This window comes from Marinactinospora endophytica (assembly GCF_054780875.1).
In genome coordinates this window covers 154,745-170,701 of record NZ_BAAGVM010000002.1, presented here as the reverse complement: position 1 = coordinate 170,701, position 15,957 = coordinate 154,745, and the positions used below count along the sequence as shown (strand labels likewise).

Sequence of the window (15,957 nt, the reverse complement as noted above, 5' to 3'; positions counted from 1 at the left end):
TAGTGCAGAACCCGCGGCGCGGCCGGAATCACCGTTCGGCCTGGCCCCCCACCTGGGTGACGATACGCTCGGCGAGGTCGCGCAGCTTGACGTTCTGGTTGTTGGAGGAGCGCCGCAGCCGTTGGAACGCCTCGGCGGCGTCACACCCCGACTGGGCCATGATGATCCCGATCGCCTGGTCGATGACCGCGCGGGAGGCCAGCGCCGCCTCCATCTGGGCGGCGAGCTCGGCGGTACGCTGGTAGCGGTCGCGACCGGTGATGACCGCGGCCGCGGGCAGCGCGAACAGCGCGATGAACGCCTCGTCCAGCGCGTCGAAGCCGTCGTCGTCCCTGCTCGACAGGTTGAGGGCGCCCACCGGCCGCCCGTCCTCGGAGATGAGGCCGGCCGACAGGTAGCTGCGCAGCCCCATCCTCTTGGCGGTCGCGGTGAACTCCGGCCAGTTCTGCTCGGCCTCGCCGAGCCGGCAGCGGTTGGTGCTCCGACGCCGCGCGGCGTCGAGGCAGGGACCGTCCCCCAGGTCGTACTGCTCCTGGTCGAGCCGGTAGATCTCGTCGCTGGTGGCGACCGCGGTGGCCGGCTTGCCCGCGTCGTCGAGGAGGGTGACGCTGGCCGCGTGGCAGCCGGGGATCAGCCGGAGGGTGAGCTCCAGAATCCGTTGGAGGGTCGTGGACATGTCCTCTTCTTGCGCGAGGACCCGGGTGAGCTCACCGAGCACGGCGACGATGTCGCCGAATCTCTCGTTCGCGGACTCGGGGAGGACCGGACCAGTTTCGAGCTCGGCCACGTGGGCTCCTTCTGCCTGCCTGGCTGGAAGCGGGCGCGAGCAGGAACCTTGCTCGTCCAGCATTTGGAGCATACGCGACACGGGGAGCCCCCGTGCCAGCGCGGTTGCGCACGGCGGCACAAGGGCGGGCGGGTCTTCCGCCGGCCCGTTCGGGGCCCAGGGGCGCCGGGTCGGCGGGGATTCGCCCCAGGCGCGCGTCCCGGCCCTTCCGCTCGCCCGCGGTGAGCCGGACCACGGTGTCCCGGTCCTCGTTCGGATCAGGTCCACCGGTCGAGGAGGTGGCGGGCCGGTCTCCTCCTCCGAGGAACCCCGCGCGCTCGACCTTGTTCGGCTCACAGCGCGGAGAGTCGCAGAAGACGTCCTGGGGATCGGGGTCCCAGCCCGGTGTCCACTCGGGCAGCCCCGCCCGGTCCAGGTCACGCCGGGTCGGCCCGGCTCCTGGGCGTGGAACAGGACGGGCCGTCCGCCCCGCAGCGGTCGCGCGCCTCGGCGAGGGGGCGGCAGGCCGAAACGGTCGATCACCCCCTGGCCGCGGGCCAGGAAACGGGTGCGCCGGTGCGGGCCGGCGGCGAGGAGGCTCACGCCCGCGGTCACCACGACGCGCCGAGCGCCTGGTCCGGGGGCGCGGCGGCGCTGACGTCCGGCCGGCACGGGAAGTCGGTGAGCGCCGGCCCCGGGGCCGACCGCCGCACACGCTCCACGCTGGATCGTTGATGGGGGGTTTCTGGATCTCCCGCGGACACGGCGAAGGGCGTCGAGGGTCGGTGTGCGCCGACCAACCCTGACGCCCTTCTGAGTGCACTCTCCGTCCACCTGGACGACCAGTCCCGCCTTCGCGCGGACAACCCGTCAAACGCGGCCCCGACCGGCTGCTCACCGACGCCGAACCGGTCTGCGTCGCGGTGGCCCAGGTCCTGCTACGCCATGACTCCAAGCGTCACTGGATACGCGCCGCCCCCGCCCGTATCGGCCACCTCTTGCCCCGCCGGCCAGACCCGTCCGAATACGACCCTCACCCGCGCGATCCGGGACCAGCCCCACGCACGGCAGCGATCCAGCCCGGCCGCCCAAAGTGACGGAAGGGGGCTCCCGGGTGACGGACCGGGCCGGTTGACGTAGTTTAGGTATGCCTTACTCCTCGGCCTCCCCCCGCCGGGACCCCCCGCCTCCTGTTGCCCACACGCGCCGATCCCCTTCGAGGAACCATGCTGCTGGAACAACACCGCAGGGATGTCTGCCTCGCCGTCCGCCGTCTCGCCGGTGACGGCCCGGTCCCGGGCGAGTCCCCGACCGTCAGCGTCCGCGCCGGCGAGCTCGTCGTGGTGACCCCGGCCGGTGTCGCCCCCGACCGCACCGAGCCCGCCGACTGCCCGGTCCTCTCCCTGGACGGCCGCCTCCTGGAGGGCCGTCGCGACCCCGCGGCGGAGACCACGATGCACCTCGCGGTGCACCGCACCGGTGACGCCGGTGCCGTTGTCCGCGCCGGCTCCCCCGCCGCCGCCGCGGTCGCGGCCACGCTCGCCGAGCTTCCGCCGATCCACCACGCCGCCGCCCGGCTGGGCGGCGCCATCCCCGTCACGCCCTACGCCACCTACGGCACCGGCGAACTCGCCGACCAGGTCTGCAAGGCCCTGGCCGGCCGCAACGCCGCGCTCTTGGCCAACCACGGCGGAATCGCCCTGGGCGCCGACCTGGGACAGGCCATCGAGCGCTTCGGCCTGTTGGAGTGGCTGTGTGACGTCTACATCCGGGCCCGGACACTGGGCGCCCCCCGCGTCCTCACCGAGGACGAACTCGCCGAGGTCCGGCACCGCGACACCTACGGCTGGGGCGGCCCCGACATCGTGTGAACGCGCCCGGAGCGGGTGCGCGACGGGACCGCCGGGCGCTTCCGCCGGTCCCGCCGGGGGTCACTCCTCGTCGTCGACCGGCTCGTCCGGCAGTGTCCAGGCGAGGTAGGCCGCGGGAAAGCCCACGTGCAGGAACGTGGCCAACCCGATCAGCGGGATCAGGACCCGCGCGGGGACGTCGATCTCCCCGCCCCAGGCGGCGCAGGCCGCCACCCACAGCACGAGCAGGGACACCCTGGTCACCCCGTGCGAGACCGTGCGTGCCCGGGTGTGCCAGGCGAGCTGGCGCTCGTCCAGAGCCCGGGTCCCTATCTCGGTGATGAGCCGGGTCGCGATGTTCACCTGACTCGCCAGGTAGCACGTGAGGACGGTCAGCACCCCCAGCGCCAGGAGGAGCCCCCAGGGGCGCGACGACGGCGTCACCGCGCCGAACACGGCCAGGGTGGCCACGGTGGCCGCCGCCTCCGCCATCACCAGCTTCCTGCGTCTGCTCCGCGGCGCCCAGCGGCGGCGGAGCCGTTCGTTGCCCAGCGCCTGTTCCAGCGCCCCGGCGAACAGCCGGTCCCACCAGCCTCCGACGCCGACCTCGCCAGCGCGTTCCCGCACCGTTCCCATACTCCTACTCCCCACTGCCGATCCGGGGGAAGGGCGTGATCGAGAAGACCACTTCCACCGGAACCTCGAAGTAACGCGCGATCCGCAGCGCGAGGTACAGGCTGGGGCTGTACTCCCCGCGCTCCAGATAGCCCACGGTCTGGTAGTGCACGCCCAGTGCCTCGGCGAGCTGGCGCCGGGAGACGCCCCGCTCGGCCCGCAGCACCGCGATGCGGTTGTAGATCGTCTCGCTCGCGACGCCCGCCTTCGTCCTGCTCCGCGGGCTCGTCCGTTCAGTTCCGGCCACGTCGGCTCCCCCTAGGTTTCCGGAGGGAACAGCAGGGCGTCAGGCCCACCGGAACGACCCACGCCGGCTCAGACCACACGCTGCATCACCTTGTGCTTGCGCGCCTCCATGGCCGCCCCCGACTCCCGGCGCGCCATCCGGCGCAGCACGATCGGGGCGAGGATCAGGCCGACCACCGCCCAGGCGCCGAGCACCCCCACGGTCTCCAGGGTCCGCCAGGACTCCCCGATCTCCACGGCCAGCGCGGTGTCGGGCAGGAAGGCCGAACGCATTCCCAGCCCGAGCCAGTAGAGCGGGAAGACCTGGGCGGCCGTCTGGATCCAGCCGGGGAACCCGTCGATCGGGGCGAAGACCCCCGAGATCACGATCAGGCCCATGATCGGGACCAGCATGATGCCCGTGGCGACACGCGGGTTGGTGAACAACGCCCCGGCGATCGCCCCATAGGGGAGGGTCGCCAGGAGACCGAGCAGGGTGACCCACAGCGCCGTCGGCAGGGTGGAGATCCCGTTGCCGAGCATGCCGTCGATCAGGAACAGGCCGGGGAGCAGGATCACCAGCATGGACAGCAGCGTCATCAGCGAGACGCTGACCACCTTGCCGGTGAGGTAGCCGGCGACTCCGCCGGGCAGCGCCCGGCAACGGAGCAGCGTGCCGTCCTCGCGCTCGATCGACAGGTACTGGGCCATCGACGTGACCCCTCCGAAGACGATCATCGTGGCGAGGGCGCCGGGAAGTCCGATCATGCCGAGGGAGATCGCCCCCGCCGCCGGTTCGTTACGGTCGAGGAAGGACAGGATCACCAGCATGATCACGCTGTTGAGCAGATAGGAGGCCAGGTCCGAAGGCGTCCTCAGGGTCTGGCGGAACTCGATCCAGCCACGGGTGATCCCGATCCGGAGCGTGTGGGCCTCCGATGTCATCGTGTCTCCTTCTCGAAGGCCATGGCGGCCTCGTCCGTTCGTCCGGTCTCGTGGCGGTGGACCAGGGACAGGTAGACGTCCTCCAGGGTCGCCCGCCGGACCTCCAGGTCGGTGACCGCGTCGCCGTACTGGTCGAAGAGGTCGCGGACGAAGGCGGTGGCGTCGTCCGCGGTGTGCACGTAGCGGTCTCCACCCCTGGTCCACCGGATCTCGGCGTCGCGGGCGACACCGCGCGCCAGCGTCTCGGCGCTGCCGTCGGCGACGATGCGGCCACCCGCCAGGATGAGGATGCGGTCGGCGAGCTTCTCCGCCTCGTCCAGGTCGTGGGTGGTCAGCAGGACCGTGGTGTCCTCCAGGTCCGACAGGCGGTGCACCAGATCGTGGAAGTCCCGGCGCGCCTCCGGGTCGAACCCGGCCGTCGGCTCGTCCAGGAACAGCAGCTCCGGCCGTCCCACGATCCCGATCGCCACGTCCAGTCGGCGCCGTTGGCCCCCCGACAGCATCGAGACCCGCTTGTTCGCGTGCTGCTCCAGGCCGACCGTGGAGATCAGCTCGTCCACGTCACGGGGTCGGACGCGATCCGGCTCGGAGTGGGGCCGGTAGTGGGCGGCGAGGTGGCCGAGGAGCTCCCGGACCCGCCACTTCCCGTGGTCGCGCCACGACTGGAGCACGATCCCCAGACGGGACCGCCACCTCTCGTCCCCCTCCGCGGGGTCCGTTCCCAGCACCCGCACATGACCGGAGGAACGGGCCCGGAATCCCTCCAGGATCTCGATGGTCGTCGTCTTGCCGGCCCCGTTGGGACCGAGCAGAGCCAGCACCTCGCCGCGCCGCGCGGTGAAGTCCACCCCTTTCAGCACCTCCACCTGCCCGTAACGCATCCACAGGTCACGGACCTCGACCACGGTCTCGGTGGACCCGATGCGCGCGGGGACGGCGCGCGGCTCGTTCACCACTGTCACAGGTCTCCTCTTGTCTATCGTTTCCCTATGACTATTGATAGCACATGTACTACATATCGAAAAAGAGATGCTTCCCTACCGCATGACAGGACGGCGATGGACGTGGTGATCGGGACAAGGGTGGGCCCGAAGGCCCCGCGGGAAACCGGGGTTCAGCCGGTGAGGGCGCGCACGATCGCCTCACCCAGGACGAACGCCCCCATCCCCGCGGCGACGGTCACCGCGGCGTTGATCACGGCGAGGAGGAACCGCCGCCCCACCGCGAGCTGGAAGGTCTCGTAGGCGAAGGTCGAATAGGTGGTGAAGGCGCCGAGGAAACCCGTGACGACCAGGACCATCCCCCAACCGGGCAGCGTCAGCGCGCCCACCATCCCGATGAGCAGGCAGCCCACGACGTTGACGACATGCGTCCCCCAGGGAAACGCCGAGTCGTGCCGGGCCTGCACGAACCGGCTCACGAGATACCGCAACGGCGCGCCGACCGCCGCGCCGACCGCGACGAGCAGCGCGCTCACCGCCGGCCCCCCACCGGACGGGAGCGGACGATCAGCGAGGCGGCGGCGCTGCCCAGCGCCACGGCGGCCAGTGCGGCGAACAACGTCAGGGCCAGGTAGCCGAGTCCGGCCGCGGCGTCGCCCCTTTCAAGCAGCATCCCGGCGTCGGCCGCGTAGGTGGAGAAGGTGGTGTACCCCCCGAGGAAGCCGGTTCCCAGGAAGGCCTGCGTGAGCCGGCGCTGAGGCCACAGAGCCGTGGCGAACACCATCAGGACGCCGATCAGGAAGGAGCCGCTGACGTTGACCAGCAACGTGACCCAGGGGAACCCCGTCTCGGAAACGCCGGGCACGGCACCGGCCAGGCACCGGGCGACCGCCCCAAGGGCACCGCCGACGGAGACCGCGGCGAGCACGGCCCCCGTTCCCGGGTTCTCCGTTCGCCTACCGGAACCGTCCACCCCCGTGCCCCCCTGTCGGCGCCCCGGTCCGGGTCAGGACGCGACGTGTGCCACCAGCAGTTCGTTGACCCGGTCCGCCCGTTCGACGTTGACCAGGTGCGCGGCCCCCGAGACCACCTCGAAGCGGGCACCGGGGATGCCGTTGCTCAACCGGCGGCCGTGTCCCGGCGGAAGGACGGGGTCGTGCGCGGCGGACACCACCACCGCGGGCGCCCGCACCCTCGTCAACGCCGCGCGCTGGTCACCCTCGGCCAGAGCGTCACAGCATCCCGCGTACCCCTGCCGGTCCACCGACTCGAACTCCTCGACCATCCGGGCGAGGATGTCGGGACGGCGGTCCACGAAGGCCGGCGTGAACCAGGAGCGGGTCACCTCCTCGACCACCGCGACCGTTCCCCCGGCCCGCGTCTGCGAAGCCAGACGCTGCCACCGGCGCGCCGGCGGCGCCCACGCGGACGTCGCCAGCAGGGCCAGTCGGTGCACCCGATCAGGCTCTCGGGCCGCCAGCCAAGTGGCCAACATACCTCCCAGGCCGGCGCCGATCACGGAGAAGCGTTCGAGTTCGCACGTGTCGAGAAGGGCCAGCAGATCCCCGCCGAGTTCGGCGACGCTGTAGGCGCCCTGGGGGGCGGGAGAGCCGCCGTGCCCACGATGGTTGACGCGCAGGACGCGCAGGTCGCGGGTGAGGTCGGGCATCTGGGGTTCCCACATGGACCACTTCGCGCCGAGGTGGGGCAGCAGCAGTACCACCGGCGCATGTCGGGGCCCGTCAAACCGGTACTGAAGGGGAACGACGGCCATGTACGACCTCCTGGACAGCCGGTCAAAAGCGTACCGCCAATCCCAGGTGGTGTAGGGGCCTTTCCCGCACTGGACCGCCTCCACCGCCCTTCCTCCGCGGCACACCCGTGACGCCGCTCCCATCGTGGCCGGTGGCGTGTCGGCGGTCCCCCGCGACGCCCCGCCGGTCCCCTTCCGAGCGGTCCGACAGCCGCGTTCCGGTGCCCGGTCCCGCCTTCCTCGCCGGCGACCGCCCCTCCCCGAGAGCAGGGTCCCCCATGTTCCGCGTGGACGACGCGCCCAGGGAGATCGACCCCGGATTGCGGACGGGAAACGACCGCAATTCTCCATAACCTCGGTCTCCCGAGCAACGGAAGGACGGACACCATGACAGCCCTGGAGACGACCTCGCCCACCGGCGAGCGCGCCGACCTGATGTCGATCCTGGCCGAACAGCGCGCCACCCTCCGGCTGACCGTGCGCGGCCTGGACGACGTGTCGGCCTCGCGGCGCACGACCGCGAGCGAACTGACGCTCGCCGGGTTGATCAAACACGTCACGCGGACCGAACGCGGCTGGGTGGACATCATGTCCGGCCGCGCCGGAACGGACCGGCCACGGGAGTCGGCGCGTGAGCAGCGGGAGGCGTGGGCGGACGACTTCCACATGACGGCCGGGGAGACGCTGGCCGGTCTGCTCGACGATTACGCGCGGGCGGCGCAGGAGACCGCGGAGGCCCTCGCCGCACTGCCCGATCTGGACCGGCTCTGCCCCCTGCCCCCGGCTCCCTGGTTCCCTCCGGGAAGCGCCTGGTCGGTCAGGCGGATCCTGCTCCACTTGATCAGGGAGACCTCCCAGCACGCCGGGCACGCCGACATCATCCGCGAGTCGCTGGACGGGGCGTCCACCACCGCGGCCTGGGGCGAGGGCGCCCTCCAGGGGTGACCCGCCGGCGTGGGGAAGGGGAGGATCGCGCAGCAGCGCTCCTCCCCTTCCCCACGCCGGCCTTTCGGGCTAGGCTTCCCACCACGGTGAGGATGTACCACTTCGCGCTTGGAGGGTCGGCGCACCCCTCTTACGGCTCAGCCGACTAGCGGAGCCTGCCCTTCTTCTCCTCGCGGTCATCGTCGCGATCCTCCTGCTCGCCCTGCTCTGCGGACTCGTCGCCTTCGCCGTCACCCTCGGCCGGGGCTACGCCCGCCTCCTGCTCCGCCGCCTTGAGTCGGGTCCCTCCCCCGAGGGGCGGGCCCCTCCGGGGAGGGACCCCCGGGCCGGACCGGTGCCGGGCGTGGAGAACCGCTTCACGGGGTCGGCTTCGGGAACCGTCGTCCAGAGCGGATCGATCGCGAACCTGCACCTCCACCTATATGCCGCGCGGGCCGAGGAGGAACGGACGCCGACCTCACCGGGAAGCCCCGGCGCTCCCCGGTGAGGTCCGTCGGCTCACGGGTTCTCGGAGAGGGTCAGTCCGTAGTAGTCGGCCTGGTAGCGGTGTCGGCCGCCCTCGCCGTCGAGGACCGTGATCGTCTCGGCGGAGTCGATCAGGGAGAGGTCCCCGGGCGAGGGGATGCCCAGCGCCTTGGCCGTCTCGACCAGCATCCAGGCCAGCCGCGTGCCGTCGGCCTCGCCGGGGGCGAACCCGTCGGAGTGGTAGGCGACCCGCTCAAGGTGGTCCAGCCGCGCCGGTCTCTCGGCGGCGGATATCCAGCCCAGGTCGGGCAGGCCCAGGGACGCGAGGTTGATCCCCTCCCCCTCCAGCGGGTACACCGCGAGTTCCAGGGTCCCCTCGCAGGCGATGTGGAAGACCCACGGCCCGTGGGTGCCCGGAATCCTGCCGTGGACGCCCAGGGACAGCCCGATCCCCAGGGCCAGGGTCTCGGCGGGCAGGTTGCGCAGGAAGTCGGCCAGGGTCCGGGCGAACTCCGCCCAGTCGCCGGCGCGCCACTTCCCGGGGATCCCCAGTCCGGCGTTCTCCCCGGCGTTCGAGGTGGCGAAGAAGCCGCTCAGGGCGTAGGGGGCACCATGCCCCTGCCGCCACATCCAGCCCTCGACGGGGTCGTTGGGGAAGAGGAGGAGTTCGGGACCGCCGGCACCGGCGTGCACCTCCAGCGTCGTCCCCGTCCTCTGGTCGCGCCAACGCCGGAAGGGCGCTCCCCAGCCCGGGGGAGAGTCGAAGAAGGGACCGAGGTTGCCGTAGGAACCGATGATGGACGCCGGACGGCCCAGAGCCTGGTGGACGAGGCCGGCGGCGCGAGCGAAGGCGTGGGCCTTCTCCTGCGGACCGCCCTCGATCCTGGCCAACGGGACATGCAGACCGACGAACTCCTCGGTGTCCGTGTAGTCGCTCTCATACCGGCCGACCGGACGCAGCCAGGCGTCTCCAGCGGGCAGTCCGGTGCGCAGCCGCGGCGGCGTCCCCTCGTCCCACTCCCACCCCAGGGTCGCGGCCACCCGACGCAGGTCCCCCTCCCGCCAGTCCCCGGGGCGGGCCTCACGGAGCCTGCGCGCGAGTTCCCGCACGTCGCTGTCGTCCACGTGGATGTCCGGCATTCGGTTCCCTCAGGTCGTCGGTGTCGGGATCGCGGTGATCCTGGCACCCTCCTACGACACGGAACCGCCCAGTGGTGGCGGGCCACCGCCGGCAGGCGCAGGGGCGGCGCGAAGGGCGGGAAGCGGGCGGAGGAACGGGGAGAAGGGCGCGGACACGCGAAAGCGCGAGGGCCGCCTCCGTGTCCCCCCTCAAAATCACGGAGACGGCCCTCGCCTCGGGAACGGCCGCGGACTCCTCCCCCCTGGAGCCGGCGGCCTCTATAAAGTTCGCGAAGCGGATGGAGAGTGCTTATCTCTCCCTCGCTGGTACATAGATTATCCAGCCTCACCTGCCAGGACAACCGTCGGTGACAGTCAATTACTTAAAGTAATCGCCAGGACTGGTTCTCATCCAGGCCAAGTCCTGACGCGCCCTCCTTCAGCAGGGGGGTGACGCGCCGCGCACGGCAGACGCACATAGCCTGGACAGGTGCGCTTTCCTCTACTCCAGCCTCGCTGGCTCGGACTCCACCTGATCGCCGTGCTCGCCGTGGTCGGCTGCGCCCTGCTGGGCTATTGGCAGTTCGAACGCTCCCAGGAGCCCTCGCGTGAGGCCATCACCAACCCGGTGGAGGACCTCGCCAACGCCAGCGCGCTCGGCGACATGCTCGCTCCCGGAGAGTACATGCCGCAGACGCTGGCGAACGAAGCCGTCACCGCCACGGGCGAGTACGACCCCGGCTCCCAGCTCCTGTCGCCGGCGCTGTCACCCGAGGGCGAGGAGGGCTACAACGTGATCGTCCCCCTCGTCACCGACGAGGGCGTCGCCGTCATCGTCAACCGGGGCTGGATCCCCGAGGCGACCACCGCCGAGGACCTCGACACGCTCCCGTCCGGAGAGGTCACCGTGGACGGCTGGCTGATGATGCCACAGGACCAGGCGTCCGAGGGGTATTCGGCGATGTCCGTCCCCGAAGGCCAGATCGAGCGCATCTCCCCGGCGTTGCTCGTCAACGAGTGGCCCTATCAGCTCTATGGCGGATACGTCGCGCTGTCGGAGCACAGCCCCGGCGGCGCCGGCTCGACGCCGGGGCTGAGCGAGATGCCACCGCCGCCGCCCGAGACCAAGATCACCTGGAACTTCCGCAACCTCAGCTACGCGGCCCAGTGGCTGGTCTTCGCGGTGGCCGCGATCGCCTTCTGGGTCTCGCTGATGCGACGCGAACTCGCGGACCACCGTTCCGAAGGGGCCGGCCCCGGCAGCGGCGCACCCGGTTCCGCCTCGGCGGACGAGCCTCAGCGTTCGGCGGTCGGCGTCGAGGCCGACTGAGGCGTGGCCTCGGCCGCCTTCTCCTGGCGGACGATGCGGTGCTCGACGAAGAAACCGAGCACCGGGATCGTGCCGGCGAGCATGACCCCGACCGTCCGCAGGGCGGGCCACTTGCGATCCATCGCCAGCCACAGCACGACCAGCACGTAGACCATGTAGATGTACCCATGGGGGATGGCGATCGCCGGCATGAGCCAGGTGTCTTCGTCGTAGAGGTACTTCACCGGCATGGCGACGAAGGTGAGCAGCAGCAGCCACACACCCGTCACATAGGCCAGCACCCGATACAGCGTGAGCGGGAGACGCTTCTTTTCCACAGAGGGCACCTCGGACTAGGGACGGCACACGCCCTCAGCGGCGCCCGAGGGAACGGGCACCGCCGAGGGCGTTCTTCCTCCCTGAGCCTAAGTGCTGTGGTGAGCAGCCGTTATCCGGGTTCGTCACAGCGTCTGGGCGGAGCGCTCCGGGCTCTTCCACCGCCCGTCGGACTTCGCCGTCCACGCCTGCGGGATCGTGCGCAGCGTCAGATAGGCGTCGATCACGCGGACCGGCAGGAAGAACAACCCGTAGACGAGGTAGCCCGGCCGACGCCGGACCATCGCCATGACGCATGTGAGCACGTAGTCGGGGACGAACAGGCCGACCGCGATGACGGTCAGGGGAAGCACCGCCGTGACCGCGGCGTAGCCGCTCTCGTACCACCCGAACGCCAGGACCGCGTCGTCGGTGAGCATCGGCAGCAGGGTGAACACCCCGAGCGCGACCGTGGTCAGCAGGGTCACCGCGACGAGCACGACTTCCAGGATGTAGAAGAACAGCGCGAACCAGAACAGACTCGGCCAGACGCCGTGGCGCCGGACCGTCTGCCAGAAGCCGAGCGTCCAGCGCCGCACCTGGCTGACGTAGTCGCCCAAGGTGAAGGGGTCCTGACAGTAGGCCTTGGTGTCGGGCCGCATCGAGATGCGCCCCAGGCTCTTGTGGTGGACCTCGAAGGTCATGTTGAAGTCCTCGATCACCAGACCTCGCGGGTTGATGTCGATGTGCTTGAGGACGCTGGTCCGGTAGGCGCTGGCGAACCCCGGCACGATGAACGTCGCGCTGGTGAACCGCCAGGTCTGGCCGAAGCGGATCAGGTACTGGAGCAGCCAGTACAGCCGGTCGCGGTAGGCCGAGATGAGCCGTCCCACGACCGTGCGCTCCTTCGGCTTCCACTCGGCCACGACGAAGCCCGCGACCGCGGCGACCGTGGGATCGCCGAACTGCCGCCGGGCCCCCTCGACGTAGTTCTCGTCCAGCTCGGTGTCGGCGTCGAGGATCACCACGCCGTCGTAGTTCTCGATCAGGTCGAACTCGGCGATCACGGCTTCGATGGCGCCCGCCTTGCCGCGGTTGCTGAGCAGCTCCAAGACGTTGACACCGGTCTCGGCGGCGATGTCGGCGGTCGCGTCGTTGGAGCTGTCGGAGACGACGTAGATGTCCCAGCGGTTGAACAGGCGCAGGGCCGACCTGATGGCCCCGTCGATGACGGGCTCCTCGTTGTGGGCCGGGATGATGACGGCCAGGGCCATCGGCTCCGCCGCTGTCCGCGGCGGAGCGGGATCGGCCGTGTCCGATTCCGTCCGGACGGCGACGGCCGTGGTATTCCCCACGTCGTCACCGCCGTCGCCGTCTTGGGCCGAGGAGCGGACCCTGACCAGGGAACGGCCGCGTTCGGCGACCGCGCCGAGGGCCCTGTCCTCGGTCGTGTGCCCGCTCGCGACCGCCCTGGCCCGGCGGCGGGCGAGTGTCTGAATCGACTCGTCTCCCAGACGGAGCAGGCCGACGAAGGACCAGACGAGCAGGTTGACCCCGAACGCCATCCAGAGGAACAGCGGCGCCGGGGTGTCTCCCGTGCCCGCTGAGTCGAGGGCGAAGCGGATCCATTGCACGAACAGGACGACCGCCAACGTCAAGGCGAGCAGTCCCGCGAGCCAACTTCCGATGAAACGTGCCGTTCGCACTGGTTGTCCTCCGGGGTGCAGGCGGGTTCCGGCCGACCGGTAACCGACGAAACCGGCGATATGTTGACGCATCCCCTATGGGACTAGTTCACCGGTGATCGCGACCTATGTAGGCCACGCAAATCCTATGCCCGGACTTGCGACCGCTGTGCCCCATTGATGCAATACCGGAAGGGGCTTAGTTGGCGCCACCTGTTCTACGAACTTTCCTCGTATTCGCTCCTTCACCTTCAAGACCACCGGGAAGCCGAATCATCCACGGAACCATCCGTGAGACGGGCGCAGGGGCCACGTGGTGGACGGCCCTCCCGGTGCCGGCGCCACATCAGGCACACAACGCCTCGGAAGGGAACCACAGTGCGCGTCGCCATGCACCAGCCGCACTATCTGCCCTGGCTGGGGCTCCTTGACAAGGCCGATCGCAGCGACCTGTTCGTTGTGCTCGACCACGTCCAGTACGAACGGAGGGGGTGGCAGAACCGCAACTACATCGCCTCGAAGAGCGGCCCGGTCCTGCTGACGGTCCCCGTGGTCAACCGGAGCCGCAACGAACAGATCCGGGACAAGGTCATCGACCGAACCCGGCCATGGCGGGAAAAACATCTACGGGCTATCTCAGAACACGGCTACCGGACGGCCCCATTCTGGAAGGATTTCGGTCCAGAGATCACCGCCATCTACGACACCGATTGGGAACGCCTCATCGACATCTCATTGGCCACTACTTACTTCATTTTTAACGCCTTCGGGATCACCACCCCGGTTGTCCGTTCCAGTGAACTCGGGGAATTCCCGGGCCAGAAAAGCGAACTCCTGGCCCAGATCTCCGCGAAGGTCGGCGCCGACACCATGCTCTCCGGCGACGGCGCCCGCGGCTACGTCGATCCGGAGGTCTTCCGCCGCTACGGCGTCGAAGTGGAGTGGCAGAACTTCCGGCATCCCGAGTATCCGCAGTTCCACCGCAAGGGAGGGGAGTTCCTGCCCCGGTTGGCCGCTGTGGACCTGCTGCTCAACGCCGGACCCGAAGGGATGGAGCTGGTGCGCGCGGCACGCGTCACCGACGGCTAGATCTCCCGGCGGCACGGCCGCCGTCCCGCCGGCCACGGCATCCCGCATACCTCCCGCGTGACTCCGTACCCGCAATCCCCCTGTTAGGACATGGCATGACGATCGATTGGGCCAAGGAACGGATTCTCATCTTCGCGCCTCACCCCGATGACGAGACGTTGGGGTGCGGCGGGCTGATGAGCAAGGCGAAGGCGGCCGGAGCCGAGGTCTTCGTCCAGTTCATCACGGTGGGCGACACCGCGGACTTCTCCGCGGCGGGGCTGTCCACCGCCGAGGAGCGGTTCCGTGAGATCAAGGAAGTCGCCGACTTCTACCGCTGGGACGACTGGAACATCGCCTTCCCCGGCGACGAGTACCACCTGAAGCTGGACCGGCTGCCACGATTCGAACTGGCCAACGCGATCGAACGCCACAGTCCTCTGGCCATCGCCGAGCTCCGCCCGAGCGTGGTCATCACGCCCCACTGGACGAGCTACAACCAGGACCATCGCGCCACGGCCGAGGCCGTGCACACCGCGCTGCGCCCTTCCGACAACCGGATGCGGCACCATCCTCGCCTGGTCCTGGCCTACGAGGAGGCCGCCGACCAGTGGCGTTACGAGGCCACCACCTCGCCCAACCTCCTCGTGGAACTGACCGAGGAGCATCTCGACGACAAGATCACCGCCATGCGCCTCTACGGAACCCAGATCCACGGGCATCCGCACACCCGCTCGGAGCTGACGCTACGCAGCCTGGCCGCGTTGCGCGGAATGCAGAGCGGGGTGGCCTTCGCCGAGGGCTACCACACGCTGCGCTGGCTGGCCTGAGCCCCGACGCGGCCCGGGACCTGTAACAGGGAAGACACCAAGCACCCTTGGAGGGGAAACGACGATGAAGGCCGTTGTGACCGGCGGTGCCGGGTTCATAGGTTCCCATCTCTGCGACTACCTCGTCGCCCACGGGCACGAGGTGGTCGTCCTGGACGATCTGTCAACGGGGTCGGAACGCAACCTCGAACAGCTCATCGGGAATCCCGCCTTCGAGCTGGTCAAGGGTTCCATCCTGGACAAGTCACTGGTCGGCGACCTGGTCGGCGACTGCGACACGGTGTTCCACCTGGCCGCCGCGGTCGGTGTCCACACCATTGTGGACAAGCCGTTGCAGTCGCTGCGCATCAACCTGCACGGCACGGAGAACGTCGTGGAGGCCGCCGCATCCCACGGCGCCCGCTTCCTGGTGGCCTCCACCAGCGAGGTCTACGGGAAGAACGACGCGGACGGCCTCACCGAGGACGCCGACCGCATCCTGGGATCCCCTTTGAAGAGCCGCTGGTCCTACGCCGCGGCCAAGGGGCTCGACGAACTCGTCGCCTACATCTACGGCCAGGAGACCGGCCTGCCCTGTGTCATCACGCGGTTCTTCAACATCGTCGGTCCCCGTCAGACCGGTCGTTACGGCATGGTGGTGCCGCGCTTCGTCGCTCAGGCCCTGGCCGGCGAACCGATCACCGTCTACGGTGACGGCACCCAGCGGCGCTGCTTCGGTTCGGTGTTCGACATCATCCCGGCGATGGTCAGGCTCATGGACACCCCCGCGGCCTACAACCAGGCCGTGAACCTCGGGGGGATGGAGGAGGTCTCCATCAAGGGCCTGGCCGAGCGTGTCATCGAGCTGACCGGCTCCACCAGCGAGGTGCGGTTGGTCTCCTACGAGGACGCCTACGGCGAGGGGTACGAGGACATGCAACGGCGCATGCCCGACACCTCCCTGGCGGCCGACCTCATCGGATACGAGCCACAGCGCCGGCTCGACGACATCATCACCTCCATCATCGAGTACAAGCGTGCCGGCGCCCCCTCGCCGCGGGTGACGATCGCCTGACCGGGCCGGCGG

At 69.9% G+C, this 15,957-nt stretch carries 17 protein-coding genes and 1 pseudogene; 7 read left to right on the top strand and 11 right to left on the bottom strand.

Features of this window, described 5'->3' with window-relative positions; genetic code table 11:
• Positions 1–28: 28 nt before the first annotated feature.
• The gene (locus ACYVHU_RS04665; protein ID WP_159457226.1) at positions 29–787 is read right to left on the bottom strand and encodes a GAF and ANTAR domain-containing protein; all 759 of its coding nucleotides are present in this window, start codon (positions 785–787) and stop codon (positions 29–31) included.
• Positions 788–1,579: 792 nt separating this feature from the next.
• Between ACYVHU_RS04665 and ACYVHU_RS04660 the strand changes: the two are divergent.
• Both ACYVHU_RS04660 and ACYVHU_RS04655 read left to right on the top strand, forming a co-directional pair.
• Positions 1,580–1,839, top strand: a pseudogene (locus tag ACYVHU_RS04660) (IS982 family transposase); the annotation flags it as partial.
• A gap of 153 nt (positions 1,840–1,992) precedes the next feature.
• The gene (locus ACYVHU_RS04655; RefSeq protein ID WP_078763512.1) at positions 1,993–2,637 is read left to right on the top strand and encodes a class II aldolase/adducin family protein; all 645 of its coding nucleotides are present in this window, start codon (positions 1,993–1,995) and stop codon (positions 2,635–2,637) included.
• 60 nt (positions 2,638–2,697) lie between these two features.
• Here the strand turns inward: ACYVHU_RS04655 and ACYVHU_RS04650 are convergent, their stop codons facing one another.
• From ACYVHU_RS04650 to ACYVHU_RS04620, 7 genes are all read right to left on the bottom strand, one after another.
• Positions 2,698–3,243: a hypothetical protein gene (locus tag ACYVHU_RS04650; protein WP_144390239.1), complete on the bottom strand. Its 546-nt coding sequence runs from the start codon at positions 3,241–3,243 to the stop codon at positions 2,698–2,700.
• Between the two features lie 13 nt (positions 3,244–3,256).
• A complete protein-coding gene (locus tag ACYVHU_RS04645; RefSeq protein ID WP_078763514.1) occupies positions 3,257–3,538 on the bottom strand; it encodes a helix-turn-helix transcriptional regulator in 282 nt (93 codons plus the stop codon).
• Between the two features lie 68 nt (positions 3,539–3,606).
• Positions 3,607–4,461 carry an ABC transporter permease gene (locus tag ACYVHU_RS04640; RefSeq protein WP_498947609.1) on the bottom strand — a complete coding sequence of 285 codons (855 nt, stop codon included), beginning with the start codon at positions 4,459–4,461 and terminating at the stop codon, positions 3,607–3,609.
• Positions 4,458–5,342, bottom strand: a complete 885-nt coding sequence (locus ACYVHU_RS04635; protein ID WP_078763645.1) for an ABC transporter ATP-binding protein — start codon at positions 5,340–5,342, stop codon at positions 4,458–4,460. Before ACYVHU_RS04635 ends, ACYVHU_RS04640 begins: the two co-directional genes overlap by 4 nt.
• A 233-nt stretch (positions 5,343–5,575) precedes the next feature.
• Positions 5,576–5,938 carry a fluoride efflux transporter FluC gene (gene crcB, locus ACYVHU_RS04630; protein WP_498947607.1) on the bottom strand — a complete coding sequence of 121 codons (363 nt, stop codon included), beginning with the start codon at positions 5,936–5,938 and terminating at the stop codon, positions 5,576–5,578.
• Entirely contained in the window at positions 5,935–6,375 is a 441-nt protein-coding gene (locus ACYVHU_RS04625) for a fluoride efflux transporter FluC (RefSeq protein WP_498947605.1), read from the bottom strand. The genes crcB and ACYVHU_RS04625 overlap by 4 nt, the downstream gene beginning before the upstream one ends.
• 33 nt (positions 6,376–6,408) lie before the next feature.
• A complete protein-coding gene (locus ACYVHU_RS04620) occupies positions 6,409–7,176 on the bottom strand; it encodes an alpha/beta hydrolase (RefSeq protein WP_498947603.1) in 768 nt (255 codons plus the stop codon).
• Between the two features lie 366 nt (positions 7,177–7,542).
• Here ACYVHU_RS04620 and ACYVHU_RS04615 point away from each other — a divergent pair, with 366 nt between their 5' ends.
• Positions 7,543–8,100 carry a DinB family protein gene (locus ACYVHU_RS04615; protein ID WP_498947601.1) on the top strand — a complete coding sequence of 186 codons (558 nt, stop codon included), beginning with the start codon at positions 7,543–7,545 and terminating at the stop codon, positions 8,098–8,100.
• A 498-nt stretch (positions 8,101–8,598) separates the two neighbouring features.
• Here the strand turns inward: ACYVHU_RS04615 and ACYVHU_RS04610 are convergent, their stop codons facing one another.
• Positions 8,599–9,705 (bottom strand): hypothetical protein, encoded by a 1,107-nt coding sequence (locus tag ACYVHU_RS04610; RefSeq protein ID WP_078763520.1) that lies wholly within the window; start codon positions 9,703–9,705, stop codon positions 8,599–8,601.
• Between the two features lie 469 nt (positions 9,706–10,174).
• Here ACYVHU_RS04610 and ACYVHU_RS04605 point away from each other — a divergent pair, with 469 nt between their 5' ends.
• A complete protein-coding gene (locus ACYVHU_RS04605; protein ID WP_078763521.1) occupies positions 10,175–11,014 on the top strand; it encodes an SURF1 family protein in 840 nt (279 codons plus the stop codon).
• Here the strand turns inward: ACYVHU_RS04605 and ACYVHU_RS04600 are convergent.
• Both ACYVHU_RS04600 and ACYVHU_RS04595 read right to left on the bottom strand, forming a co-directional pair.
• The gene (locus ACYVHU_RS04600; protein ID WP_078763522.1) at positions 10,981–11,331 is read right to left on the bottom strand and encodes a DUF3817 domain-containing protein; all 351 of its coding nucleotides are present in this window, start codon (positions 11,329–11,331) and stop codon (positions 10,981–10,983) included. The genes ACYVHU_RS04605 and ACYVHU_RS04600 overlap by 34 nt on opposite strands.
• Positions 11,332–11,454: 123 nt before the next feature.
• Entirely contained in the window at positions 11,455–13,014 is a 1,560-nt protein-coding gene (locus tag ACYVHU_RS04595) for a glycosyltransferase family 2 protein (RefSeq protein ID WP_078763523.1), read from the bottom strand.
• A 369-nt stretch (positions 13,015–13,383) separates the two neighbouring features.
• Between ACYVHU_RS04595 and ACYVHU_RS04590 the strand changes: the two genes are divergently transcribed.
• The 3 genes from ACYVHU_RS04590 (at position 13,384) to ACYVHU_RS04580 (ending at position 15,945) form a co-directional block, all read left to right on the top strand.
• Positions 13,384–14,082, top strand: coding sequence for a WbqC family protein (locus ACYVHU_RS04590; RefSeq protein WP_200813738.1), 699 nt, complete (start codon positions 13,384–13,386; stop codon positions 14,080–14,082).
• 95 nt (positions 14,083–14,177) lie between these two features.
• Positions 14,178–14,891, top strand: a complete 714-nt coding sequence (locus ACYVHU_RS04585; RefSeq protein ID WP_078763525.1) for a PIG-L deacetylase family protein — start codon at positions 14,178–14,180, stop codon at positions 14,889–14,891.
• A gap of 64 nt (positions 14,892–14,955) precedes the next feature.
• Positions 14,956–15,945, top strand: a complete 990-nt coding sequence (locus ACYVHU_RS04580; RefSeq protein ID WP_078763526.1) for an NAD-dependent epimerase/dehydratase family protein — start codon at positions 14,956–14,958, stop codon at positions 15,943–15,945.
• Positions 15,946–15,957: the final 12 nt, after the last annotated feature.

Excerpts from the sequence above, each read along its gene's own strand:
- ACYVHU_RS04655 (WP_078763512.1), top strand. The coding sequence starts at position 1,993 with ATGCTGCTGGAACAACACCGCAGGGATGTCTGCCTCGCCGTCCGCCGT.
- ACYVHU_RS04640 (WP_498947609.1), bottom strand. The coding sequence starts at position 4,461 with ATGACATCGGAGGCCCACACGCTCCGGATCGGGATCACCCGTGGCTGG.
- ACYVHU_RS04635 (WP_078763645.1), bottom strand. The coding sequence starts at position 5,342 with ATGCGTTACGGGCAGGTGGAGGTGCTGAAAGGGGTGGACTTCACCGCG.
- ACYVHU_RS04620 (WP_498947603.1), bottom strand. The coding sequence starts at position 7,176 with ATGGCCGTCGTTCCCCTTCAGTACCGGTTTGACGGGCCCCGACATGCG.
- ACYVHU_RS04615 (WP_498947601.1), top strand. The coding sequence starts at position 7,543 with ATGACAGCCCTGGAGACGACCTCGCCCACCGGCGAGCGCGCCGACCTG.
- ACYVHU_RS04610 (WP_078763520.1), bottom strand. The coding sequence starts at position 9,705 with ATGCCGGACATCCACGTGGACGACAGCGACGTGCGGGAACTCGCGCGC.
- ACYVHU_RS04590 (WP_200813738.1), top strand. The coding sequence starts at position 13,384 with ATGCACCAGCCGCACTATCTGCCCTGGCTGGGGCTCCTTGACAAGGCC.
- ACYVHU_RS04585 (WP_078763525.1), top strand. The coding sequence starts at position 14,178 with ATGACGATCGATTGGGCCAAGGAACGGATTCTCATCTTCGCGCCTCAC.
- ACYVHU_RS04580 (WP_078763526.1), top strand. The coding sequence starts at position 14,956 with ATGAAGGCCGTTGTGACCGGCGGTGCCGGGTTCATAGGTTCCCATCTC.